General features: G+C 39.8%; 18 protein-coding genes. 15 read left to right on the top strand and 3 right to left on the bottom strand.

Annotation, left to right across the window (positions count from 1 at the left end):
- The 15 genes from DXB58_RS09215 to DXB58_RS09145 all read left to right on the top strand — a co-directional run bounded on the left by DXB58_RS09215 (nucleotide 1) and on the right by DXB58_RS09145 (nucleotide 19,907).
- Nucleotides 1-399, top strand: coding sequence for a protein-export chaperone SecB (locus DXB58_RS09215; protein ID WP_233527265.1), 399 nt, complete (start codon nucleotides 1-3; stop codon nucleotides 397-399).
- 162 nt (nucleotides 400-561) lie between these two features.
- Complete coding sequence (locus DXB58_RS09210; protein ID WP_122136611.1) at nucleotides 562-4,626, top strand: phage tail tape measure protein; 4,065 nt, start codon at nucleotides 562-564, stop codon at nucleotides 4,624-4,626.
- Between the two features lie 18 nt (nucleotides 4,627-4,644).
- Complete coding sequence (locus DXB58_RS09205; RefSeq protein ID WP_122136610.1) at nucleotides 4,645-5,001, top strand: hypothetical protein; 357 nt, start codon at nucleotides 4,645-4,647, stop codon at nucleotides 4,999-5,001.
- Between the two features lie 38 nt (nucleotides 5,002-5,039).
- Complete coding sequence (locus tag DXB58_RS09200; RefSeq protein ID WP_122136609.1) at nucleotides 5,040-5,615, top strand: hypothetical protein; 576 nt, start codon at nucleotides 5,040-5,042, stop codon at nucleotides 5,613-5,615.
- Nucleotides 5,616-5,617: 2 nt separating this feature from the next.
- Nucleotides 5,618-7,582 carry a hypothetical protein gene (locus DXB58_RS09195; protein ID WP_122136608.1) on the top strand — a complete coding sequence of 655 codons (1,965 nt, stop codon included), beginning with the start codon at nucleotides 5,618-5,620 and terminating at the stop codon, nucleotides 7,580-7,582.
- An 83-nt stretch (nucleotides 7,583-7,665) separates the two neighbouring features.
- On the top strand, nucleotides 7,666-8,979 hold the full coding sequence (locus DXB58_RS09190; RefSeq protein WP_122136607.1) for a hypothetical protein: 1,314 nt from the start codon (nucleotides 7,666-7,668) through the stop codon (nucleotides 8,977-8,979).
- Nucleotides 8,980-8,990: 11 nt separating this feature from the next.
- Nucleotides 8,991-9,365 (top strand): hypothetical protein, encoded by a 375-nt coding sequence (locus DXB58_RS09185; RefSeq protein WP_122136606.1) that lies wholly within the window; start codon nucleotides 8,991-8,993, stop codon nucleotides 9,363-9,365.
- 3 nt (nucleotides 9,366-9,368) lie between these two features.
- Entirely contained in the window at nucleotides 9,369-9,542 is a 174-nt protein-coding gene (locus DXB58_RS09180) for an MFS transporter (protein WP_122136605.1), read from the top strand.
- 5 nt (nucleotides 9,543-9,547) lie between these two features.
- Nucleotides 9,548-15,742, top strand: coding sequence for a leucine-rich repeat domain-containing protein (locus DXB58_RS09175; RefSeq protein WP_122136604.1), 6,195 nt, complete (start codon nucleotides 9,548-9,550; stop codon nucleotides 15,740-15,742).
- 2 nt (nucleotides 15,743-15,744) lie between these two features.
- Complete coding sequence (locus DXB58_RS09170; protein ID WP_122136603.1) at nucleotides 15,745-16,122, top strand: hypothetical protein; 378 nt, start codon at nucleotides 15,745-15,747, stop codon at nucleotides 16,120-16,122.
- Nucleotides 16,123-16,217: 95 nt separating this feature from the next.
- Nucleotides 16,218-16,589: a hypothetical protein gene (locus DXB58_RS09165; RefSeq protein WP_122136602.1), complete on the top strand. Its 372-nt coding sequence runs from the start codon at nucleotides 16,218-16,220 to the stop codon at nucleotides 16,587-16,589.
- Nucleotides 16,590-16,609: 20 nt separating this feature from the next.
- Nucleotides 16,610-17,104 (top strand): N-acetylmuramoyl-L-alanine amidase, encoded by a 495-nt coding sequence (locus DXB58_RS09160; protein WP_117937820.1) that lies wholly within the window; start codon nucleotides 16,610-16,612, stop codon nucleotides 17,102-17,104.
- A complete protein-coding gene (locus tag DXB58_RS09155; RefSeq protein ID WP_122136601.1) occupies nucleotides 17,101-17,586 on the top strand; it encodes a DUF6808 domain-containing protein in 486 nt (161 codons plus the stop codon). The genes DXB58_RS09160 and DXB58_RS09155 overlap by 4 nt, the downstream gene beginning before the upstream one ends.
- 205 nt (nucleotides 17,587-17,791) lie before the next feature.
- Nucleotides 17,792-18,724 carry a bacteriophage abortive infection AbiH family protein gene (locus tag DXB58_RS09150; protein ID WP_122136600.1) on the top strand — a complete coding sequence of 311 codons (933 nt, stop codon included), beginning with the start codon at nucleotides 17,792-17,794 and terminating at the stop codon, nucleotides 18,722-18,724.
- Nucleotides 18,725-19,241: 517 nt separating this feature from the next.
- Nucleotides 19,242-19,907, top strand: a complete 666-nt coding sequence (locus tag DXB58_RS09145; RefSeq protein WP_122136599.1) for a DUF3256 family protein — start codon at nucleotides 19,242-19,244, stop codon at nucleotides 19,905-19,907.
- 162 nt (nucleotides 19,908-20,069) lie between these two features.
- On the opposite strand, the gene DXB58_RS09140 is transcribed toward DXB58_RS09145, so the two are convergent.
- The 3 genes from DXB58_RS09140 to DXB58_RS09130 all read right to left on the bottom strand — a co-directional run bounded on the left by DXB58_RS09140 (nucleotide 20,070) and on the right by DXB58_RS09130 (nucleotide 25,493).
- A complete protein-coding gene (locus DXB58_RS09140) occupies nucleotides 20,070-21,158 on the bottom strand; it encodes a phosphotransferase enzyme family protein (protein ID WP_004301757.1) in 1,089 nt (362 codons plus the stop codon).
- Between the two features lie 30 nt (nucleotides 21,159-21,188).
- Entirely contained in the window at nucleotides 21,189-24,530 is a 3,342-nt protein-coding gene (locus DXB58_RS09135; protein ID WP_369907099.1) for a glycoside hydrolase family 2 TIM barrel-domain containing protein, read from the bottom strand.
- Between the two features lie 72 nt (nucleotides 24,531-24,602).
- Nucleotides 24,603-25,493, bottom strand: coding sequence for a YitT family protein (locus tag DXB58_RS09130; RefSeq protein ID WP_004301761.1), 891 nt, complete (start codon nucleotides 25,491-25,493; stop codon nucleotides 24,603-24,605).
- Nucleotides 25,494-25,515: the final 22 nt, after the last annotated feature.

Below are 25,515 nucleotides of genomic sequence, written 5' to 3'. Positions count from 1 at the left end.
ATGACAGAAAAAGTAGCTAAATTCCGACTAAAAGAATATAAAATAAATAAAGCTAACATAGAATTTAATCCTTCTATGCCAATTTCAGAAGACATATCTATTGAGCTTGAAAGAAAAAGTATGTCTAATGAAGACGAAAATCTGTATAGATTAGAATTCGGTGTGAAAATTGCAGATAAAGAACAGAATCTTCAAGTATATGCAAATCTTATTGGATTATTTGAATTTGATTCAAACATAGATGATAAGACAAAATATATATTTTTTAATATAAATGCTCCAGCTATATTATTCCCTTACGTAAGGGCGTATATTTCTACTCTAACTTCTTTATCAGGAATTAGACCGATCATATTGCCAACGATCAATCTTGCAAATTTTGAAGGAAAGCAAGATTAAGAGTAGTGTATAAATTATATATAGAAGCGGACTAACCTCCGCTTTTCTTTTGCCGTTTTATCTTATCTTTATTCATTCTAAATAGCTTGTAAATTTCGCCAATTCTTTTTATATTTGTGCGGAAACTGTGTCAAGTGGCATGGTACTTAATTCGCACGTTATATGGCTAATGAATTAAAAATTACCGATGTTGTCGATCAGAAAGCAATCACCCAATTACAAAATATTAAAAAAGAGATTGACGAATCCTACACTTCCTACAAAAACTTCATTGAATTATTAGCTAAAGGAATGCAGGATAAACCTGCGTCATTTCAGGATTTATCCAATAAATCGGCTAATTATAACAAAGTCTTGAATGAGCTTATTACCACTCAAAATAAGCTGGCTGATTTACAGAAAGAACACGAAACTCTTCTTCAAAGAATAGCCCAACAAACCAAAGAGAATGCCGCTCAAATATTGGCTGAAGCAAGGGCTAACGACCTTAACGCTGCAGCTGAATTAAAGGCTCAAAAAGCTAAAACCGAGGAACTGAAACAGCAGAAACTTATAAATCAGGAGCGAAAAAAGACCAAATATACTATTGAAGAAGGAATTGCTGCATTAAACATGGAAGTGAAAACCATGAAAGATGCAGAGGAACAAAATAAGATTCTTCGTTCTGCAAGAAAACAGCTTGATTTGACAACAGAAGAAGGACGGAAAACGGTAGAGCGGTTTAATAGTGTTATTGATCGTAATACCACGTTTTTAAAGAAGAATTCCGATCAATTAGTTCAAGCAAAGATGAATGTCGGACGATATAAGCAAGACATTCAATCTGCTGCATCAGAAATATTGAAAGGAAATATTTCTCTTAAAAACATGGGGAATCTAGCCAAGAGCACCGGTGGATTATTGAAATCTAGTATGGGAGTTGGTTTGACAGAGGTTAGAGTTGGAGTTGGTTCTATGATTAAAGGGATGGTAGGCGCACAAGCCGTTATATCCGGATTTCAAAAATTAATAGGACTATTTAAATCTGGGGTTCAATCCATTGTTGATTTTGAAGCTGCAAATAGCAAATTAGCGGCTATATTAGGAACGACTTCAAACAACATTAAAGATATGACCGCTGATGCTCGGAGATTAGGAGCTGCAACAAAATATACCGCAGCGGAAGCAACTAATCTTCAAATAGAGTTAGCAAAATTGGGATTTTCAAGGAAAGAAATTCTTCAATCAACAGAGGGAATCTTGAAATTTGCGCAGGCTACGGGAGCCGATTTACCAGAGGCAGCCGCATTAGCGGGGGCGGCATTGAGAATGTTTGATGCGGAAACTAGAGAGACGGAACGTTATGTATCTGCAATGGCAGTTGCGACAACGAAAAGTGCATTATCCTTCTCTTATTTACAAACAGCAATGCCTATCGTAGGCCCAGTTGCCAAAGCTTTTAATTTTCAAATAGAAGATACTTTAGCTTTGCTTGGTAAACTTGCAGATGCAGGATTTGACGCTTCTATGTCTGCTACTGCAACTAGAAATATTTTATTGAACTTGGCAGATGGAAGTGGTAAATTAGCGAAAGCTCTTGGAGGTCCTGTAAATACATTACCGGAATTGGTTGCCGGTTTGAAAAAATTAAAAGAACAGGGCGTTGACTTAAATACCACTTTAGAACTAACTGATAAGCGTAGTGTTGCCGCTTTCAACGCCTTTTTGACTGCTGCCGATAAAATAGTCCCATTGAGGGAACAGATAACAGGCGTTACAGGGGAGTTGAATGACATGGCTAATACAATGGGGGATAATGTTCAAGGGGCAGTAGCTAATTTGGAATCTGCATGGGAGGCTTTTATGCTTAGCTTTTATGAATCAAAAGGAGTTATGAAAGAAGTAATTGATTTTCTCTCAAAAGGCATAAGAAATATTGCTGATAGCATGAAAGATTACGATCAATTACAAGAAGATGCAAACAATAGGGCAGTCGCAAATGCTCAATCTGAAATGGCTCAATCTGATATATTGGAAAGACATAGAAATAATATGTCAAAATTGTATGAAGAAAAAATAAAAGAAGGAATGAGCGCTGATAAAGCTGCTATTGCTGCAAAAGAAGAATACCTTCAAACTCTTCAAAGTCAATTAGATATAGAAAACAAAGAATATTCAGATGGGATAAAAAAAAGAGAAAATTTAGAAAAGGAAATCGAAGATCGTGGATTATTTAGAAAAGGAACGATATATGGTTGGCTTTATGATAAAACAAGTATAGGGCGTACTAAAAAAGTCATTGAAGAAGATATAAAAACGGCTACAACTGCAGCCGCAGGGAAAAAAGCTATTGCATCCATTACTGAATCTATAATTGATGACTTAAATAAAGTGGACTTGAAGCAAGTAGAGGTTTCACAAAATACTTTAGGAAAAAATCTAACCGATAAAGAACTAAGAGAACTAGAAAAGCAAAGAAAAGAACGTCTCCGTATCCAACAGGAATACCAGCAGTCCGAATTAGATTTGATGGATGAAGGGTTAGGCAAAGAACTTGCAAAGATTCGCCTGAACTACACTAAACGCATTGCGGCTGTTAAAGGAAATACCCAAGAAGAGATTAAAACGAGGGAAAATTTGGCTGTAGCCATGGAAGATGAACTCTCTGAAAAGATCTATACGTATAATCAAAATAAGGAGAAAATAAATTTACAGAACCGTTTGGAGGCTCTTTCTACTAACTCTAAAGATGAATTAGATCAAAGGCTTAGCATACAATTACAAGTAAATGAAATATTAAGAGATGCAGAAGTAAAAGCTGCAAAAAAGGCTGGGGAAGATGTAGAAGCTGTCAACAAGAAATATGATAAAAAAGCCTCTGATATTGCGGTAAAAAATGCTCTTGAAAGAATCGGCTTAATTGAAAAGAATACTACTAAAGAGACAAATATAGTCCAGAATGCAGCAGAAAATGATCTTCGTAAAGAAGAATTACGGTATCGTAAAGGTGAAATAAATGAAAAGGAATATCGTCAAAAGGTTTATGAAATTACCAAAGATTCCATTCAAGAACAATTAAAACTGCTCAATATTCAATTACAAGCAGAGTTAGCCGCACTTGATCCAACTAATGCAAAATCGGATGAAATAAAGAAAAAAATAGAAACTGTAAAGGCAGAGATTAAAAAGCTTAACAACGAAATTGAAGATCTGACGTATGGAAAAGAAAAATCAGATAGGCAAGACTGGGCGGATGGCTTTATTGATGCTATGTCTAATATGAGAGGTGTCGCTGAAGATTATTTAGGTGATACAGTTAATCTATTCAGTTCTTTCTATAATATCATTGGTAAATTGACAGATGAATTTGTAGAAACCGGTAATTTCTCTTTGTCTAAATGGTGGGAAAATTTAGATCCAAAAGAGAAAGCGGCTGTAATTTTAGAAACTTATGCTTCTTTATTTGATGGAATAACCTCTATAGTGACTTCTGCCTTTGATGCTCGTATTGAACAAATTGAAGAAGAACAAGAAAAAAATGAAAAAGCCGGTGAAGAGGAGATAGAACGAATCGAAAAACTGGCAGAAGATGGGGCTATCTCTACAGAGGAAGCGGAAGCTAGAAAGAGAGCAGCCGAGCAAGCAACAGCAGACAAAAACAAGGAATTGGAAAAGCAGAAAGCCGAATTGGAACAGAGACAGGCCAAGTGGCAAAAGGCAAACTCCATTGTTCAGACGACTATTGCTACCTCTCTGGCAATAATGCAAGCATTTGCGCAGGCCGGACCTATTGCCGGTCCTATCCTTGCTGCTGTTATAGCCGCTATGGGAGCTGCCCAAGTAGCTATAATCGCTTCCCAGCCTATCCCTAAGTATGCAAAGGGAACCAAAGACCACCCAGGTGGATTGGCTATTGTCGGTGATGGAGGTAGACAAGAAGTGATTGAAACGGATAACGGTGCTTATATTACTCCATCCGTCCCCACATTGGTAGATATTCCTAAAAGAGCAAAGGTTATTCCTAATTTGGTCGATTACCGCAAGATGTCTTTGCACTCTGACGCTTTGATGCTGGATAGACAAAGGAGAAGTAACGACGGTGAGCCGGTGATTGTTAATGTCAATAACGATTATACAAGATTAGAACGGAAATTTGATGATTTATACGGAGAAAGTCGAAAGACTAACCGAACATTGAGAAAAATATCAAGAGCATCTGATATGCGCTCGATTTTAAGAAGACTATAATAACTAAGAATAAGTGATATGGAAAAGATTACATTAAAAGTGGAACTAGAAAGAGATGATATATCTTGTATATTTAATCTTTCGGGGAATAAACTGTCTGAAGAATTGTGGGATAAAATGAAAGGTAAGGATTGCGTCGTACATGATGAAGATCTGGGAGAAAAATCTGTAGTCTTAAAAATGCTGTTTAGTTCTATCGCTATAGAAAAGTTATTAAAAAATGAATGTTCAAATATAAAAGCAAACAGTCCAAATCAGCAATCTAGGAAAGGTGGGTTTGCTGAAAGAATAAGGGCGATGGAGCAAGAACGAGAAGACATGAGAAAGGGAATACGCCCGCCAGATCTAACTAATGATGAACCAATTGTTTATTAATATAACATAATCAACGTGTGAAGGAGCACGTAAAAACTATGCTATACACCGACCTCGATAAAATCCCACTGGATACATTCATCGATGTATTCACCGGAGATAAAAGCAAACTAATTATCGAAGGAGATCACTCTGAAGAAGAACTATCCGAACAATCGGAAAAGCTCATCACCGAATACGTGGAAATAATCGGAGGCGCCTCTTTTCTGTCTGAAATGTCCCAAAGAAACAATATCATCAATCTTCACATAAAGATTGAGTGTATGAAGGGTGTTGAGATAATGATTAAAAATAAAGATTGGGCGGATGCAGCGCATATTCTTTCAGAGTTCGGATTTTCTTATTTCCCTTCCGAACATGATAAGATACGCAAAAAAGCGGCTTCCATCCTTTCTATGAGTAAATATATGCTTGAACGGATAAATACTAAAGAGAAGCCCGAAAGTGCCTCTAAAATGGATAAAAACTACTTTGTCCGTGAACGTGTCGCAGTGATGTCTCATTATGGGATGCAGATCCGAAAGAATGAGATCAGTGCAAAGGAATACGCTTTCATGGTAAAGCGCATGTGTGAAGAAATAAAATCAATGGGCAAATCACTTAAAAAGAAATAGTAATGTTTAAATGTGAGCTTCTGATAAATGAAAGTGTATATGATGCAACCAATGATCTACGGAATTGGGATGATTTCGATCTTGTTTACAAAAGAAGCATTTATGATGGGGTTGTCAGGTCATTTTCTACCAAGTTTGAGTTTGTAGAGAGGGCATATAATCTTCTAAAGAGTGAATTCTATTCTCAATATCTTGATGCTACGGCTACCGTTATTTTTTCATTGAGGAACAATAGTTGGGAATATGATGAAGTTTTCCGGTGTGCGCTAGATTTTTCTACTTATTCGGAAGATGGGTTAACTGTTTCGATCAATGCTATTGATAATACATTAGCCGCTATTATTAAGGCTAAGAAGAGCATCCAATATGAATATTTGGTATCCGATCTCGAAACTAGTATTTTAAATTATGACAGATTAAGAATGACTAGTAATATTAAATGGGTTGATGGTGGTTCATTAAGTTCAGATGCCAGTTATTCGGAGATAATTATACCTGCTAGAACCGTTAATTGCCTTTTCCCTATTTATATTAACGGTGATCCAGAAATTTCTACAAAAGATGTCGTGGAAATTAGAGATGTTTCTGTCAAAGGATTAACGAGCTATCCGTATGATTTATTAGATACATTCATTAGTAGCCTAAAAGATGGCTTAACAATAAATCTATCGTTTGATTTCTCAATAACATATTCTAGTACTTATCCACAGGTAAGATTAGTGAAAATAAAAAATGGTTCTTATGATGTAATCAAGGCATGGGGCAATTCATTAAATAAAATTGAATATTCTGGAGAAATACCGTTAAATAGCGGTGAAGGATTAGCTTTGCATTTCTGGGCTAGTATTGAACTAGCTATCGATGTGACTGTTCATGTTTCTAATTTTAATTTTTCAGTTACTTTTCAAGATAGAGGAAAAGCTGTTGATATCGATGTAATCTCTCCCAACACCATCCTTTCCAAGCTATTGGATAGTATGACAGAAAACACAATAGATCACAAAGGCGTTATCGATGTTGTACTCCCGTCAGATGACGGGATCACTCCAATTAAGTTTAACCGATTATTAGAGAGAACACATATCATGGCTGCCGAAAGTGCCCGTGGGCTCCCTAAAGCTAAGATATACACCTCTTACAAGAAGTTTTGCGAATGGATGGAAGCTGAATTCGGCTATGTCCCCGTTATAAATGAAAATACTGTAACTTTCAAACACCGTGATAAACTGTTTAGCTCAACAGTAGTCAAGGATCTGGGAACAGAAATAAACAACTATGAGTTAACAGTAAATGATTCTCTAATCTATTCCTCTGTCAAGGTAGGATATGACAAGCAAGATTATGACAGTATCAACGGGCGTGACGAGTTCCGGTTTACCAACGAATTTAGTACAGGGCTAAAACTCACCGACAATACACTTTCTCTGATAAGTCCGTATCGTGCCGATGCTTACGGAATAGAGTTCCTTGTTCAAAAGAGGGGAGAAGATACTACCGACAGCGATAGCGATAATGATGTATTTTTTGTGGATTGTGATGATTCTGTACCGGTAGATCAGCCTTTACCCTTGTACAGACCGTATACCGAAGACCAGCTTTCCGGCCTGTTAAGTCCGGACACTATGTTTAACCTCAATTATTCTCCACGCTTTATGCTGGAAGCTAATAAGAAATACATAGGAGCGTGTACTAATATGCTTAAATTCACATCTTCTGACGAGAACAGCGATGTTTCTATAGATGGAGTAAAGGAGACGGATGATTTCTCAATCCCTGAACGATTATTTACGGTATCAGAGGTTGAAGTAGAGACTAGCGATATTAGTGCTCCAGATGATTTGCTAGGTTTAATATCATTTGAGAACAAAGGCGAAACTATAACTGGGTATATAAAACAATTAAAATTGAATATTGCAAAGGATAAATTATCTTCCTATACTTTGATTGTAAAAGATATAAAGAATTGATTTATCGTTGTATTTATTATAAAATTTATTATATTTGTAGTATAGTGTCATGTGTCACTAACTTATTAAGAACGAAAAGACCTATGATTATAAGTCCATTTACCCCATTATTCTTTCATCCATCTGCAGATAGGCATGGCATTGAAAGTGATTATATTCAAAAATTTGCTCCTTCTGATCGAATATTCGTTCAGGTTATTTCTGAATATTGGGAATCAGATCCAGAAGTTTATGTTAAAAATATAGCAAACGAATATTCTGATAAAATTCATTTGAATTCATGGAATATAAATCAATCTAAAACAATATATTTCCATTCTATAACTGGGCTAAACAACGGGTTCTATACCATAACAATCAATGGCTTTCAGTCTAATGTTTTCCAAATAACGGATGATGTTGTAGAATTATCTGAAACAACCCTTATTCAATATTCTATGAAAGGTAACAATCAGAGAAATGATTGTGCGTTCTGGATCGACAATATGCAGTATTTTTTTGATTTTAGAGCACCTGGCGGTTTTAAAGATGAAAATTGGTCATTTGGAGTAAGCAATGAGCAGTTTGTGATGCAGAATGAAGATGTTATAGAACTGTATAGTCATGAATATTCTTTGCATACGTTTACTCTGGGAAATGCTATGGGTTGCCCTGTCTGGTTTGCTGAATTGCTTAATCGTATTTTATGCTGTAATTATGTCTATTTCGATGGGATTCGATTTGCTAGGAAGGAAAGTAATGTTCCGGAAATTAAACAACAGATCGAGGGGCTAAAAAGTTTTGTATTCAATCAGATGCTACAGAAAGTAAGGACAATGAGCCCCGTTTTGGAGTGGACTAATCAGCTTTCAATAAGAAGGACACAAAGTGATATTTATAGGATAACAGCCGATGATGGCGAGTTGCGAAGAATAAATTCCGGATTAGAAAAAAATATAGTTGAAGAATCTTATATCAATTTGACTAAAGCTACTTCTAATACTGGAACTTCTATTAATAGCGATACTATGGTTGGAGTGAACAGCATCCATCATCCGGGTGTTGACGAACAATCCTATTGGGACTTAATAACAATTAAGACTTCTGATATAGACAACAAGTATATTGGCAGGAAAGGTTATGGTAAACTGGTCGTTTCCGGGCTAGATAACTTAAAGAAAATATTAGCAGACGATTCTATAAATCTATGTGCTGTACTTCAATGTGGAGATTCATATATTAATCTGATTGAGGGTAATGTAATCAGTATGGATGGAGTATGTATTTTAAAGGGCATTAGCGGGTCGGAAGTAAATGATTTGACAAACTTTCAACTTTATCTTGATAATATATATGATTGCCATATTGACAATATTGGGATGACCATTAAGTTGACATGGATATGCGATAATGATTAAAAAAGATAATTATGACAGATTTTGAAAAACAAGAAATTGTAAATCTAGTTTTGAAAGCATTGAAGACAAACAGTTTATCAATAGAGCAGCTAACAAGTATCAAAGAATTACCTGATGATGGCTATTTTGAAATCAGCGGCGGATGTAAGATTTCTTGTAGAGATTTAAAACAGGTATTTAAGTCTTTCCTCCCTGGTATTGATTTGGTAGGATCTTTTGGAAATAGGATTGATGCAGTTATTACACAAGCTTTTTTCACAAAGAAAGTACAAGAAACAAATAAGCATCTTACAAAGATTACTCCTGTGTTCTTATCCGAATCCGAATATGAAGACTTGGCCGTTAAAGACCCTGATACAACCTACATGATTTATGAGGAGGAATAGTCTATGATTTACAAGAATGGTAAGGAAGTAACTTCTATCTTCAAAGAGAACCGACCGATTGCAATTGTGTACAAAGGTTCAAGATTGGTTTGGGAAGCTATCAACTCCTGTTTCGGTAAGGGGTTTTGGGTGAATGTGAAGCCCTGGAATAATAATGAAGGTTGGAAAAATAAATAAATATTATGGCAAAGAAAGTATATGATAAGAAAATAGATAAGCGTCAGGATTGGGGTGGTGACGATAGTACGGGTAATCTTCCCGTAGCTGGCAACCGTGTTCAGGAATTCATTAAAGAGCAGCTCGACACAAAAGCGGGTGTGTTCCATTATGATACAGCCAACAACCGTTATATTGTATTTGCAGATTCGGATAGCCAGGACGCTTATTTTGCCGACCCGACCCAGACCGATTTGATAATTGGAACATTTGATGCTCCATTCAATTACTCGGCAGAAATAACCCTTTCTTCTCCCACGTACAAAGCAATACTGGCAGGAACTAAGAACAACTATATTGATTTCACATTCGACACGAAAAACAAGTCCGGCCAAAGCGTGGGTGAGGATGTGGTTGTTACATTTACCTTCATCCGCAACGGCGTTAAGAAGACTGTTACGGAACGATACCGCTACGGTACGGCTGTTCACTTCAACATAGACAATTTGATTGATACGGGAGCCAATAACATCACAGTAGGCATTGTAGGGCAGACCACATTAGCAGCTACCACTATAGGTATTACTTATCAGGTTATCGACCTGCAACTATCCAGTAGTTACAACGTATCAAACCATTATAACCTAGTGGAGAATCCGGCATCTACTGCCGCCATCCATTACCGGATCAGCGGGTACGGAACAAAAGTAATGGAATGGTATGTAGACGGCATCCAATTGGAATATATCAAGGTAGAGGATGAAATCGTAGATGTATCCACCACCCGCACTAAATACATCTCTGTATCTAACCTTAATCAGGGCAAACACAGCTTGCAGTTCCGGGCCTATACAATTGTGGACGGTGAGAAATTCTATTCTGATACCATCTATCATGACCTGATTATTTATACCGGTGCAGACCGTGAACCTATCATAGGTGTTTCCGCTATCATCCCCTCTGGAAATGACATCATCAAAGATGGTATCTTGCAACTCTACGGTATCCATCAGTATATCCCCTACATCCTTGAATTCTCTGTGTACAACCCTTCAGGTGTAGTGAGCACCGATGCTGTCATAGCGATTGACAGCAAGGCGGAAAGCACCCTTGCCACGCACAACAACGAAGTGGTGAATTACTCGCTGCGCCCGCTTGATTACGGCTTGAAATCACTGACCATAACTGCCGGGAATACGGTATACACCATCGGGATGAATATTGAGAAGTCATCTACTTCGCTGGAAGAGATCAGGGACGGTCTGGTACTCGACCTGTCGGCTATCGGCAAGTCCAACAATGACGCCAACCGTCAGGAATGGGTGTACGGTCTGTTCTCCGCTTCCTTCTCCGGTTTCTACTGGAACCGGGCAAACGGCTGGGTAAACAACAGGCTGCTTATCACGGGCGGTGCGGCTGTTGACGTGAATATAGCTCCCTTTACGCCTGACCCGACAATAACGGGGCGTACACTGGAATTTGAATTTACCACCCGTAACGTGCTCGACGATGACGCTGTGATCTGCGACTTGCGTAATGAAGCCGGAACAGGTCTGCTGATTACCGCCTCGGAAGCTTCACTGACATCTGCCGGAGGAAGCCGTGTGGCGAAAAGGTTCAATTCGGGTGAGAACAAACGTATCTCCTTTGTGATTAACCCCAAGAACGGTGTGACCAACAAGGGGCTGGTCTTCATTTACGTTGACGGCATCAGCTCCGGTTCGGTGAACTATTCAGGGACTGACAATTTCCTGAACGCCAAAACGATGAGAATAGGCGGTACAGGCAAATGCGATGTTGAACTCAAATCGCTCCGCTTTTATAATTCCCCCCTTGACGCTGACCAGATACTGAACAACTTCATTCTCTACCGTGATACTCCGGAAGAGTTGTTAAGCCTTTACGACCGCAATAATATCTACGAGGACGGAACCCGGAATTTCTCCGTAGACAAGCTGGCTGCCCAATGCCCGGTGTTTATCTTTACGGGTGATATCCCAGCCTTGGAGAATACCACCGACAAGAACAAGGCAATTTATGTGGATGTGGAGTATATCAACATGCAGGAAACATGGCGGTCTTTCACCGGGAAAGCCATCCGCCTTACTCCCCAAGGAACCTCTTCTATGGGATTCCCCAAAAAGAATCTTAGACCTTATACCGGCTATGGTGAAGTATGGGATAATATGGGCAAGATTATGGTTGACGGTCTTTATGCTTTCAAAGAAGGTGCGCAGCCTGTGAATGTATGGTGTTTGAAAGCGGACTACGCGGAAAGCTCCGGTACTCACAATACGGGTATTGCCCGGTTGTGGAATGAAGTGATGTACAATGCGCAGGTGAATGGTGAATATGTACTCCGTACTGAAGCCCAAAAGGCAGCGTTAGCCAACAATTATCCTTATGATGTCCGTACGACGGTGGACGGCTTCCCGTGTAACGTGTTCTACCGTCTGACGCCTGACAGCGAGCTGATCTACATGGGCAAATACAACTTCAACAATGACAAGTCAACGGAAAGCGTATTCGGCTTCCGTGATATTCCGGGCTTTGACAACAGCCGTATGCAGTGCTGGGAGGTGCTGAACAACGGTAACCACCTGGCATTGTTCCAGGACGTTGATAATTTCGATGCTGAATGGAAAGAAGCTTATGAAGCCCGATACCCGGACAAGTCAACGAATGTGGCGGACCTGAAAGCGTTCTCCGAATGGGTTGTTTCCACAAAGGATAACGTAGAGAAATTCAAGGCGGAGAAATGGGATCACCTGGATGTGTACAAGACAGCCGCCTATTATATCTACCTGATGCGCTTTGCGGCTGTTGACCAGCCCGTGAAGAATGCCATGCTGACATCGGAAGACGGTGAGCGCTTCTTCTTTATCAATTACGACAATGATACGATAAACGCTCTGCGTAACGACGGACCTTTGAAGTATGCTCCGGATATAGACCGCCAGACAATTGATACTGACTATACGGAACTGGTATACGCCTTTGCGGGTCATGACTCGACGCTTTGGAACAACCTTGAAGCGGACGATGAGTTTATGCGGATTGTCTCCGAGGTTGACAATGCCTTGTACATTGCCGGGCTGACTTATGAAAAGACGGTTGACATGTTCGACAACAAGCAGGCGTCCAAGTGGTGTGAACGTATCTACAATCAGGATGCACAGTATAAATACATCGGTCCGTACACGGATTCGGGCATCAATAACCTTTTCATGTTGCAGGGTTCACGTTCCTCACACCGTAAATGGTGGCTGGGCAGACGGTTCGACCTGTATGACAGCAAGTTCGTTTCCGGGGCGTACAAGGCAAAATCCATAGAGTTCAAGGCTGCGAACGCTCCTGCGGGGCTGACGTTCAGCGTTACGTCCGGTAACAAGCTGTATTACGGCTATGGTATTAACAATGTAGCCGTAGAGACGGGTATTCACCTGAATCCGGGTGAAAGCACCACGTTTACTTCCAAACAGGTAATTAATGTGGGTGACCCGGTCCGTATCTATTCCGCTCCCAACGTGCAGGAGCTGGACCTGCACAACTTTATCCCGTACCTGTCTACCGTGAACATTACGGAGGTGTACGGGCATGAAACAGGCACGAAACTAAAGAAGCTGGTATTAGGAGTCGACACTTCCGGAGATAACCGCAGAAATACGTCATTGTCTGTCATTTCCGGTTTAGCAAGTGCAAAGTCGCTGGAGTATCTTGATATTTCCGGATTCAAGGGTATTACCGGCATTGATTTGTCGGATCATGTCTATTTGCGTACGTTCAAGGCTTTTGAATCCGGGCTGACAGGCCTTTCATTGTCTGACTCGTTAATTTCCACATTGGAGCTTCCGGCGTCCTTGCAGGCTTTGCAGCTTGACAGCTTGGAGTATCTGTCTACTGGACTGAAAATCTCCGAAGGCGGGAGAAGCCTGAACAACATCCTTATTAGAAACTGTACCAAGTTTGACAGCAGATCTTTTTTATTCACCTGGAATAATGTTCGTGAGACGGAGGATTCTTTGTGTAACATTAGAGCCGAAGGTATTACCTGGAATGATGTAAATGTTGGGGACTTGCTGAAATTGGCAGCGATCCGGAAGAATGGCGGTAATTTGGTGCTGAAAGGTAGGATCAAATTGAAGGAGGTCAACGAAAGCCAGCTGACTGAATTGTTATCCATATTCGGGAATGAGGTGACCAATCCGGATAATGAGCTATACATTAATGCTCCGGACGGTATCTTTATAACGGGACCTACTACTGTGCTACAAGGTGATACAGTGGCGTACAAGGCTTCTGTCTTTTCGGAGAATCCGGGAAGGGTGGAATATTGTCTGGTTTATGACGGAAAGGAAATTTTGACTACGGGTTCCATAACTATAAACAAGGAAACGGGGGAGATGGTATCGGTAGAATCTCCTGCGTCCGTTGGCTTGTTGGTGCGAGCCCGGCATTTTCCTACCGCTGGAGCGGTGGTGTTTAAGGATTTGCCGATTACTGTTCTGGCTAGAGTTTATCCGACATCAGGTAGCTTTTCAGGCAAGACATCGCTAAACAGTACCGGGGATTTTTCATGGACTTTAGATACACTTCCGGTAAACGAAACAGGCAGGTATCATGTTGAGTGGGAAGTTTCCGGTCAGGGTGCTGAAGATGGCTATGTAGAATTGAAAGAATGTGTGGACAGAATATGTACAGTGGCGGTTAAGTCTGTTCCGATAGATCTGATAACATTCAATTTGAAGGCAAAATTAATCAGGGAACGTGATAATAACAATTTCTTGAATGTATCCCAAGATATACAATTATTGATTCCCGGAGTCATCATGACCAAGACGAGTAATCCGGAAGTGCTTGATGTTTGCCACTACTTTGGTTGGACAGCTGACGAGAATTATATGACCGAGATAGAGGCGGCAAGCGTATCTTCGCTAGCGGGAGCTTTTGAAAACAACAAGAAGATAAGACATTTTGATGAGTTTCAATATTTCACAGGAGTGACTGTTATTGAAACAAACGCATTTCGCAACTGTGGGAATCTTAAATCAATCATTCTGCCGGATAGTATTAAATCCATTGGTAGTGATGCTTTTTTTAAATCTGGGATAGAAGAGCTGGTTATATCTGATGGAGTGTCTTTGGTAAATGCGTCATTTGCGTATATGCACTCTCTTAAGAAGATAGTACTTCCTATAGACCTTGTTAATATTCCTTCAAATTTGTTTAAGGAGTGTTCTAGTTTAGAGAGCATTGATTTTCCACCGAATATAAAAAATATAGATGTTTACGCCTTCACCAATGCCGGAATAAAAAACATCGTATTGCCGGAATCGCTTGAAACCTTAGCGGGGAGTGCTTTTCAGAATATGTACTATCTAACAAGGGTATATATCGGAGGCAAAGCTTCCATAACAGGGGTACTCTTTCAAAACTGTCCGGCTTTAGAGACAATCACTGTTTCGTCAGACAATAAGGTTTACTCTTCTGTCGATGGGGTGCTATTTTCCGGTAGTGAACTTTTAAGATATCCGCCAGCAAAAGAAAACATTGAGTATGTTATACCTTCTCATATTACATCCATTGGTGAATATGCTTTTCAAAATGCAAAAGTTGAGCATGTAGATTTGAGTAACATAGAGGCGCTGGGAAAGTATGCTTTTCAATATAGCAATATAGAAGAGGTGATTTTGGAGCGGGTGCAATCAATGGGGGGATACGTCTTTTCTGACTGCAGTAAGTTGGCAAATGCCGAGATAATGGGCCCTGTAAGTATACCTCTATTATCCACTTTCTTCAGGTGCTCTGCTCTGAAACGGGCTGTTATTATTCCGGACGCTATTACCGAGGCTACTTTCTTCGGGTGCTCTCTGTTGCAAGATGTTATTTTAGAAAATGTTAAGAGTATAGGTTCAAGTATGTTTAGAGGCTGTAAAGCTTTGAAGGAACTCTCTATTCCAGCATCTGTGACTATTATTGGTGAATATGCTTTTTTTGAGTGTGTTAAGATGGGTAAATTATATATTAATCGTGCTTCTGCTCCTACGTTAAAATCCGGTGTTTTTGGTAGTAATTGGCAGACTTATACCGGCAAAGACAATCCCCCAGGCACCAGTATCCTCTACGTCCCTGAAGGAGCAACCGGATATGATGAGGGACAATGGTTGGACCCGTTGCAAGCAGAGGATAAATGTAAATTCACAATCAGTTATACTTTATAATCATGTATGTAAAAGGAAATACGGTGTATGCAGATGCTTATAAGTATCTCAAACACAAGGAAAGAAATATAGTTGCGTTATCCATTAAGGGTAATCCGGATGACTATGAAGAGGTGTCGATGGATATGCCTCTTGAAGTCAAGGTTAACGGCAATATGATAAGCTGGAATAAGGGGATGTTCATGAAGAATGTCTCCGGCCTTTCCTACGAAGGGATTAAATCAACTATCATCAAGTCCAGATACAGTTATGATGACCAGATTGCCATAATGCTGAATAAGGATGAAAGCGAAGAGAAGAGAATGTATTTTGATAAGATGCAGCAGTGGAGGGAATTTGCTGCGGGTCTAACAAAGGCCGCTCTGCTCGTCACGAGTTAACGACCTTTTTACACAAACAAAACAAACAATAAAAGTACAATATTTTATTTGTGTGTAGTACAAAGGTAGTATTAATATTTAGATAGAGAAATAAAATGAGTTTAAATGAATGGTTAACGATGTTAGGGGCTGTAGGTGGCACTTCTACTATAACTTGGTTTGTTACATTTTGGGTGAATCGAAAGACGAACGCTCGTAAAGAGGATGCCGGAGCTGACAGCATGGAGATACAGAACCTTTTGAGTATAATCACTGCCCAATCAACACAGATTGACAATCAGGAGAAGCGCATGGGTGTAAGAGATACGAAGGTTGATTTCTTATACTCTGAAAACAATAAGCTACGCTCCGATCAGCTTGAATTGATACGTGAAAAGCATGAACTGGAACTCCGGCTCAAAGAGGCTGAATTAAAGAAGTGTGATGTTCGCGGATGCGCTAACCGGCAGCCGCCAAGTGATTATTAATTAAAATGGGAGGAAGAGAAATGAAAACTATTGATTCGATTATTATTCACTGTTCGGCCACACGTGCCGGGCAAGATTTACGTGCAAAGGATATTGACCGGATGCACAGGCAAAGAGGATTCAATCAGATCGGTTATAACTTCGTCATTGACTTGGACGGAATGGTAGAGAATGGGCGACCGTTAAGCATTGACGGGGCGCATTGTAATACCAAAGGATTTAGCGAATCTTCGTATAATAAGCACAGTATTGGAATCTGCTATATCGGTGGATTAGATGCAAACGGTAAGCCTGCAGATACACGGACTACGGCTCAAAAGGCAGCATTACGTGAATTGGTCGCGAAGCTCTGTAAGGAATATCCTATAGTTGAAGTGTTGGGACACCGTGATACTTCTCCAGACCTAGACGGCAGCGGTGAAGTAGAGCCGGCAGAATATATCAAAGCATGCCCCTGCTTCGATGTTCGAAGTGAATTTTCCAATTTCTTACGCAATACAGTGATCCGACCATGAAAGCGTTACCATGGATTTTGATTGTGTTGTTAGCCTTGGCGGTTCTATTTTTGTGGAACCGCCAGCAAGAATCTGTGTCAGTATCCAGTCCAGATACAACCGAATACGTCGAAACTATTCCTTTCTATTATCCAGTAGCAAGGGATAGTGTAGTAATCAGGTATAAGTATGCGAAGTTGCCTGTCAAGAAGGATACGTGTACTTCTAAGAGGGATACTTGTCTTGCTTCTGTTGATTCCGTAGAGGTGGAGTTACCTATTACCCAGAAGATATACGAAGATAGCCTATACCGTGCATGGGTGTCTGGATATAATGCAAAGTTAGATAGTATTGAGGTATATAGTCGGACGAGGGAGATTAGAATACCTGTGCTGGTTCCTGCTAAACGGAAGCGATGGGGGCTAGGGTTGCAAGCCGGATATGGTTACCCGGCCAGTTGGTATGTAGGTGTTGGCATTACCTATAATTTATTGCAATGGTGAATGGGGCGTTTAATAATTATATACAATACAATTTAGTTAATTACTCTAAAAATAGCAAGATGTAATCTGGGTAATATGCTGGTTAATAGGTAAATGTAATAGTTGAATAGCACAAAAATCGTTTGATTGATGAATCTATGGGGAATTCCACTTAATTATTAAAATAAAGCATCTATCTTTGGATATATAATCTAAATATAATAATATGAAATATAAAATATTGTATATAATTGGGAATGGATTTGATCTACATCATGGTTTAAAATCGTCTTATGATGAATATCATAAATATGTAAAAAAGAACTCTCAAAATGTTGACGATTTCCTAAACCAGTATTTTATTCTTAAAGATAAACAGGATGAGAAGGATGGTGCTTATTGGTGGTATGATTTCGAAAATGATCTTGCAAGTTTTAATGTAGAGCAATTTTACAGTGACCGTAATAACGTTTCTGAAGGATTTTGGGATCAAGAAAATCCAAGTTGGAGTGATTATAATGGAGTAGAAGACGAGATTATAGACGAGTCTGGTAAAATGCATTCTGAAATAAGAGAATCGTTTTGGAATTGGATTAATGATATATCTGAAACCGAGATAGAACAGAAAAATATGCATTTTGAAAAAGATGCTCTCTTTTTGTCTTTTAATTATACGCCAACTCTTGAAAAAGTCTATAATATTCCAAATGTTTTTCATATACATGGATATATTGGCGATGGCAATGATGAAAAACTTGTTTTTGGGCATGGAATGGAAGTTTTAGAAGGTGAAATACCTGAACTAGATGAAAATGGAGAAAGTAATAGGACTCCCAGTTATGATGCAGAAGCAGCTTCTCATATTCTTTTTTATCAATTCCAAAAACCTGTAAAGAATATTATTGACGAAAACCAAAGTTTTTTTGATTCTTTAAAAGACGTTGAAAAAGTAGTAGTGTTGGGACATTCTCTTAATGATATTGATATGTTGTATATTTTAAAAATAAAAAAGTGCATTTCTAAAAAATCAAGTTGGCTGATCGTTTATTATGATAATAAAGATAAGGAAAGAGCAAAAGATGCGATGAATATTATTGGATGTGATAAAAAACAATATGAATTATTAACTTGGGATGAGTATGAATCTATTATAAATTGATAATTAATATTTACTTAGAATCTGTTAGATTTTCTTCAACAATAATTTCATAGCGGACATTTAGGCCATATCCCTTGAACTTTTAAGAATGCTATAATCCGGATATCCGTCTGGCTGAATAACTCCCTGTAAATATGTAATTGACAAACACTTCATAGGTACGCAATCCTAAAATTAGCGAAAGAAAAAGGTCTGAAATTTGAAGAGGTAGCTTATCCGGCTACCTCTTTGTTTGTAACCAATTGATAAAAGCAGCCGAATGAGCTGCTTTTTTTGATTATATCTGACTTTGTTTCTATTCTATAAAGTATTCACTATATTTGCATAGAAAATCATTCAATATTGATGCTTTTTTAGTCTCGGTTTTACTAATGATTTACAATAGCTTAAAATTATAGAGGTTAAATGCTTGATGTATAAATGATTACTTAAAAATAACTCCAAATTTCTTATATTTGGGGTCTAAAAGTTAAAACAGTTACACAAGACTGTTTATCATAGGTTAAATAAGATAGATATGAAAATAAATAAACTTGTTATCACTATATTCTTCTCTGCTGTCGGACTTTTTGTTTTGACTGCTCTTCAGGCACAAGAGGCCAAAACGTTGTTTGTGAATATGCCGGATTCTCTAAGCCCCTTGCTTACAAAAGTGAATCGTGAAGATTGCATAGACTTTCTGGAAAGTAAGATGAAAGCGCAAGTAGAAAACCGTTTTGGCAAGAAGTCGGAGATGACTGATCTTAGCAAAGACTATATCCGTATGCAAATGTCAGCTCAATCGACCTGGCAGATGAAAGTGTTGGCATTAAATGATTCAACGAACGTAATCTGTACAGTCTCTACTGTTTGTGCTCCTGCCTGTGATAGCAGCATCCATTTCTATACGGACGACTGGAAACCGCTTACAACATCTCTCTTTATTACCCTGCCCCTGATGGATGATTTTCTGAATGCTCCCGATTCAGCAAGAGTTTATGAGTTTGATGAAGCACGCCGTTCGGCAGATATGCTATTAATGAAAGCCGATTTTAATAAAGAAAATACGGAACTGACACTTACGTTAACAACCCCCGACTATATGTCAAAAGAAACAGCAGAGAAACTGAAACCGTTTCTCCGCCGCCCCGTAGTCTACCATTGGAAAAATGGAGCATTTATTAAATTGAGAATTGAGAATTAAAAATTGAGAAATAGGGATTATTCAATAATCCCCCTGATTAAATATATCAATAAGGCAACTAACTCGTAAAGAATTAGTTGCCTTATATTTTTTAATTTTGAGAATATCCAGAAATAGCTACACCGCAGCGCAGCTTATTTCTCAATTTTTAATTCTCAATTCTCAATTTAACAAGCATTCGTTGATGAACGCTATCATTTCCGGTGTGTTTGCTTCCACACTTTGAAGTAATTTGAATTGTGCTTTGGTGCGAACGAGGTTATGTTCCGGATATTTGATTTTATAATAAGTATCTCCGTTGATATAATCTGCCAGGAACCGTACGCACTGCATGTATGGGAATAAAGCGGCTGCATAAGGAAGATTCTCAATCTCGATCTGAGTCAGGAATGATTTGGCTCCTTTCAGATAGCCCTTGGTAAATGCTTTGAATATTTCCATATTGAAGTTTACACGATCAAGGTCTTTGTCGTCTTCATCACCTGTGTTGGCACCTGTACGTAAGAAGTCACCATAATCGGAGAATATAAAGCTAGGCATTACCGTATCCAGATCAATGACACAAAGCACTTTACCATCCTCGTCGAACATCATGTTATTCACTTTCGTATCGCAATGGCAAACGCGTTTGGGAAGTTTCCCTTCACGATATAAACGTTCAGCTTTACACATTTCATCCGCGCGTTTCTCTATTTCATCCAGATAGTATTTCACTTCTGCTACCCGTCCGGCAGCATCCTTCGCAACGGCTTCACGTAGCTGTTTGAGGCGAAACTCCATGTTGTGGAAATCGGGTATGGTTTCACCCAATGTTTCCGGAATATCGGCCAGCATAGCCTGGAAGTTACCGAAAGCTTCTCCTGCATAGTTGGAATATTCGGGATTTACCGTCTCATACGTTTTTGCACGTGGGATGAATACCATCACACGCCAATAACTGTCACCGTCGAACCAGTATGTTTTACCTTCTTCTGTTTCGAGGAAACTCAACACCTTGCGGTCTATATCCGATTCTCCGGCTTCCGTCAGTTTCTTGCGAATGTGATTGGTAACAGCGCTAATATTGGATTGAAGCATTTCTACATTCTGGAAAATGGCATGATTGATGCGTTGCAAAACATAGTCGGGAGCATCTGCTTCTTTGGTGTTTACTTTATAAGTGTCGTTGATAAGTCCTGCACCCAAAGGTTTGATTTCTTCTATCGTACCTTGGACTTTAAATTTAGCTACGATGCTAGATAAATCTTTCATGTTTTTTTTCTTTAAAAATTTATACTAAGGTTATCGATAATCATATTTAGCAGCTTCGTTGGCTTGGTTAGCCGAGCGAACGGGTACTAATGTGAAGCCCCACTGGTAATCACGGTTAGCCGGGATCTGGTAGAAAGGTTCCGGACGTGAGCCCCAACTGTCATATCCGCCTACTCCTTGTTGTTTCATATCTACACAAACCTCAATAAAATCTCTGGGAGTGATGTCGTTGACATGATGCATTCTCCGTAATACGTTGCGAGCAGCGTTCTCGTCGTGATTGGCAACCTCTTCCGGGCTGAAGTTATTCCATTGGTAAGGGTGGGGCAGAGCTTCTTCGGAGTCAAAGTCTTCGATAGAGTTGCGCAAGGCATTGAAACCGATAAGACTGTCCGCTATCAACACCAGGCCGTTTCCTTTATTAGGAGATAAGGCGATCCAACGGGTATCTGTGTGATGTCCGTTTTCTTGTGGACGCACATAGTTGAAGTACATTTGATCTGCTGTTGTCTTGTATACGCCAACGAGCGTTCCGTGATTGCGGTCGATATAATTCTCTTCCGGGCCACGGCCAAAGTATTGTACATTGTTCATCTGTGCCGGCAAGCGGAAACGCACACCGATACGGGGGACTTCCAGTTTGGAGGCAGCCTTACGGGCAGCATCACTTCCGGGGGTAAATGTAGCCATGCGGGTAGCTTCGGAAACTTCTGTTTCTGTAGGCTGCATATCCGTTGATGTGAATTTGGCATTTACGTTAACTATTCCGTTCGGATAGATTTTGTAAGTGACAACATACAAGTTGCCGGCAGCCAGTAAGTAGGTTACATTTAAGGAGACTGCTTTATCTTCTGCTGTCATGGTAGCATCCGTTATGCGGAAGTTTTTGCTTGATTGTTTCCATACCTGCAAACGTTTAGGAGTGCTGTTACCATAGTCATTATCATTAGGAGCACGCCAGAAGTTAGGCTGAATACCAAATCCGTCTTTGAAATATTCTGTACCATCTACTTTATACGAGGTTACTAATCCGCTATTCTTGTTGAATACAAAGTTTACTTTGGAGGAAGAAACGATTAATTCATCTCCTTGAGTCGTTGTTTTCAATGCCGGACCGTTTGCTTTATAAATACTCTTCTCTGCCTGGATAGGAAGTTGGAACTGGTCGTATGCAATTTCATATCCGGTTGGAATCAACGGTTCAGGCTCTGTGGTTGTTACACTGAAGTTGACAAAATATTCTGTTCCCGGTTGGGCTTTCAGACCATTTACCGGTACGGTGAATTCTTTAGAGGCTTGCGGAGCAATATCCAAAGATACTTTTCCACCTTTTATTGTCTTTCCGTTAGCAAGTACATTGTAGTGAATCTGATATTTTTTCAGGTTAGTGAAATAGAAACGGTTGGTGATTTTGAATATACCGGCTGCGGCATCTACTGCTTCAAAACCTACATTCTGATGTACATATTTCACTTCAGCCATTGCCGGATGCGGACCACGATCCGGATTGACAAGACCGTTGCAGAGGAAGTTACCATCGCTAGGTGCGTCTACGCCGAAGTCACCTCCGTAGGCCCAGTATTCTCTTCCATTCTTATCTTTTTGGAGAAGACCTTGGTCTACCCAGTCCCAGATATATCCACCTTGGAGATTCGGATATTTGTAAATTGCCTGCCATTGTCCCCACAGGTTTCCCGTGGAGTTTCCCATGGCATGTGCATACTCCGAAGGAGCTACAGGACGGTCGCTACCATTCTTTCCGATATTTTCCAGCCAGTCGGCACCCGGATATTGCGGAACATACATATCGGAGTTCCATTCCCATTGAGCACGTTCGTAGTTGACCGGACGATCCATCAGGTCTTTGTCTGCCTTTTTCAACCACAAATAAGTCTGATAGAAATTATATCCGTTTCCGGCTTCATTTCCCAGCGACCAGAATGTGACGCTCGGATAATTCTTATTACGTTCAAACATATTGATGGTACGATCCATGTGCGGTTTCAGCCATTCGGGATTGTTACCCAGTGAACCGCCTTTCCGGAGATCATAATACATTCCGTGGCTTTCCACATTGGCTTCATCATATACATAAAGTCCGTATTCATCACAAAGTTCATAGAAACGGCGGTCTTGCGGATAGTGGCAAAGGCGTACACTGTTTAAGTTATGCTGTTTCATCAATTCGAAGTCACGGCGCATTAAATCCTCTGTTACATAATGACCTGTTGACGGGTTATGTTCGTGGATATTTACCCCTTTCAGTTTCAGAGGCTGACCGTTGATGAATAAGCAGACATACGGTTTTCCGTTGGCAGCCTTCTGTTCGATAGGCTTGATCTCAATCCGGCGGAATCCTACATTGAAAGGAATGATTTCATTGATTTTGCCATTCTCTTTTACTGTCATCAACAGTTTGTATAGATTCGGATGTTCGGAGGTCCATGTGCTGACATCTGTCAGATTCTTATCGAAAGAAAGTGTACGTACTTCGTTCGATGGAATATAGGCTGTCTTCTCTTCAGTAGCTACAACTTTTCCTTGTGCATCTAATAGTTCATAAACTAATGTAAGATTAGTTGCAGCCTTTTCATGATTTCTCAAATCGACATTTAAACCGAAGATTCCATTTTTGTAACTGTCGTCCAGCGTAGACTTAATTCGGAAATCTTTGAGAGCTGCTTTAGGCTGTGAATACAGAAAAACATCGCGTTCAATACCACTCATACGCCAGAAGTCTTGACATTCAAGATAGGAACCGGTGCTCCAACGGAAGATTTTAACTGTAAGTACGTTCTTTCCCGGCTTCACGTAATTGTTGATAAGAAATTCTGCCGGATTCTTGGAGTCTTCGCTATATCCTACTTCTTGTCCGTTGATATATACATATACGCCGGACTTAGCTCCTGCCAGATGCAAGTAGATATCCCGCCCATCCCAGTCTGCCGGAATATCGATGTCCCGGCGATAAACTCCTACCGGATTGGCTTCGGGAAGAGTAGGAGGTTGTGGATTGCGCGGTTTGAATTCATAACCATGATTGGTGTAGATGGCTATTCCGTGTCCTTGTACTTCCCAGTTGCCGGGCACCTGAATATCATCCCACGAATCTGTATTGGTGTTCGGATCGGTAATGTTATCGGGAAGTTTTTTATAAGAGTCTACGAAGTAGAATTTCCAGGTTCCGTTCAGCAAGCGGTAATACTTGCTTCGTTCGAACTTGCCACTCAAGGCATCAGCGCGATTGTTGTATGTCATAAAAGAAGTACGTGGATACTCTTTGTTGACTTCAACTACCTGCACGTCCTGCCAATAAGGTTTCACGGCTTTCTCAGCCATTGTACTAAGTGTTGTCAGGGAAAATATTCCCATGAAAATGCCTGTTAATAAGTTGGGGGTTGGTCGAAATTTCATGTTTCTCAATATTGGTTTTTCATTTCTTTTTTATTTTACTTTGATATGATCGAATCCTTCTCCATACACTCCGATGACAGCACTTTGCGATACAAATGCATTCGGGTCTATGTCTTTTATCAACCGGAAGATGATAGGCGATTCCCTTTTCTTGGCTAATACAAACATCATCTTTACTTCTCGTCCTGTATAAAAGCCGGTTGCATTGATAATCGTTACTCCCCGGTGCGGATATTCGTTAATATGCCGTCCAATTTCTTCATATTTGTTAGATATGATAAAGAACTGTACGGATTGGCGGGCGCTATTCACTACCTGGTCGAGAACGAAACTACAAATATAAAGAGTTACAAACCCATACACCACTTTTTCCCAGTCTTTTAAGACAAAATAACTGGAAGAAATGATAATCATATCGCAGATGAGCACGACTCTTCCTAATGTGATGTCCCGGTATTTGTTGATGATGGCTGCAATAATATCTGTACCTCCCGTACTTCCATTAGCCGAAAAAGCAACACCTATGCCGCCTCCACAGAAGGATGCTCCGATGACACATGCCATAAAGGGCTGGTCGTGGAGAAGCCCGAAACCTGCTGTCAATTTTTGAATGACGGACAGAAAGAAGGTGAGGGTAAATACACCAAAAATAGTTTTGATGCAAAACTTTAGTCCCAGCAACTTGAGGGCTAGTAGCAGCAAGAAGAAGTTGATGCTGAAGTACGTATATTGTACCGGAAAACCTGTGGCCCAATATACGATAGAAGCAATACCCGGTACTCCCCCGGTGGTGATATCGTTAGGCAACAGAAAAACGGTCCAACCGATACCATACAAAATCATGCCGATGGCAATCATTACATAATCTCTGGCTTCACGGATAATGCTTTGCTTAGAAGGCTTTGGAATAGCTGTTTTCATAAACGTGATTATGATAATCTAT

It is taken from the genome of Bacteroides sp. OM05-10AA (assembly GCF_003439055.1).
Classification (GTDB): domain Bacteria; phylum Bacteroidota; class Bacteroidia; order Bacteroidales; family Bacteroidaceae; genus Bacteroides; species Bacteroides intestinigallinarum.
Note: the sequence above shows the minus strand (reverse complement) of the source record. Positions and strands in the feature narration are given on the sequence as shown.

What these genes read in the sequence shown, in the direction of transcription:
- DXB58_RS09215 (WP_233527265.1), top strand. Translation starts at nt 1, where the DNA reads ATGACAGAAAAAGTAGCTAAATTCCGACTAAAAGAATATAAAATAAAT.
- DXB58_RS09210 (WP_122136611.1), top strand. Translation starts at nt 562, where the DNA reads ATGGCTAATGAATTAAAAATTACCGATGTTGTCGATCAGAAAGCAATC.
- DXB58_RS09205 (WP_122136610.1), top strand. Translation starts at nt 4,645, where the DNA reads ATGGAAAAGATTACATTAAAAGTGGAACTAGAAAGAGATGATATATCT.
- DXB58_RS09200 (WP_122136609.1), top strand. Translation starts at nt 5,040, where the DNA reads ATGCTATACACCGACCTCGATAAAATCCCACTGGATACATTCATCGAT.
- DXB58_RS09195 (WP_122136608.1), top strand. Translation starts at nt 5,618, where the DNA reads ATGTTTAAATGTGAGCTTCTGATAAATGAAAGTGTATATGATGCAACC.
- DXB58_RS09190 (WP_122136607.1), top strand. Translation starts at nt 7,666, where the DNA reads ATGATTATAAGTCCATTTACCCCATTATTCTTTCATCCATCTGCAGAT.
- DXB58_RS09185 (WP_122136606.1), top strand. Translation starts at nt 8,991, where the DNA reads ATGACAGATTTTGAAAAACAAGAAATTGTAAATCTAGTTTTGAAAGCA.
- DXB58_RS09180 (WP_122136605.1), top strand. Translation starts at nt 9,369, where the DNA reads ATGATTTACAAGAATGGTAAGGAAGTAACTTCTATCTTCAAAGAGAAC.
- DXB58_RS09175 (WP_122136604.1), top strand. Translation starts at nt 9,548, where the DNA reads ATGGCAAAGAAAGTATATGATAAGAAAATAGATAAGCGTCAGGATTGG.
- DXB58_RS09170 (WP_122136603.1), top strand. Translation starts at nt 15,745, where the DNA reads ATGTATGTAAAAGGAAATACGGTGTATGCAGATGCTTATAAGTATCTC.
- DXB58_RS09165 (WP_122136602.1), top strand. Translation starts at nt 16,218, where the DNA reads ATGAGTTTAAATGAATGGTTAACGATGTTAGGGGCTGTAGGTGGCACT.
- DXB58_RS09160 (WP_117937820.1), top strand. Translation starts at nt 16,610, where the DNA reads ATGAAAACTATTGATTCGATTATTATTCACTGTTCGGCCACACGTGCC.
- DXB58_RS09155 (WP_122136601.1), top strand. Translation starts at nt 17,101, where the DNA reads ATGAAAGCGTTACCATGGATTTTGATTGTGTTGTTAGCCTTGGCGGTT.
- DXB58_RS09150 (WP_122136600.1), top strand. Translation starts at nt 17,792, where the DNA reads ATGAAATATAAAATATTGTATATAATTGGGAATGGATTTGATCTACAT.
- DXB58_RS09145 (WP_122136599.1), top strand. Translation starts at nt 19,242, where the DNA reads ATGAAAATAAATAAACTTGTTATCACTATATTCTTCTCTGCTGTCGGA.
- DXB58_RS09140 (WP_004301757.1), bottom strand. Translation starts at nt 21,158, where the DNA reads ATGAAAGATTTATCTAGCATCGTAGCTAAATTTAAAGTCCAAGGTACG.
- DXB58_RS09135 (WP_369907099.1), bottom strand. Translation starts at nt 24,530, where the DNA reads ATGGGAATATTTTCCCTGACAACACTTAGTACAATGGCTGAGAAAGCC.
- DXB58_RS09130 (WP_004301761.1), bottom strand. Translation starts at nt 25,493, where the DNA reads ATGAAAACAGCTATTCCAAAGCCTTCTAAGCAAAGCATTATCCGTGAA.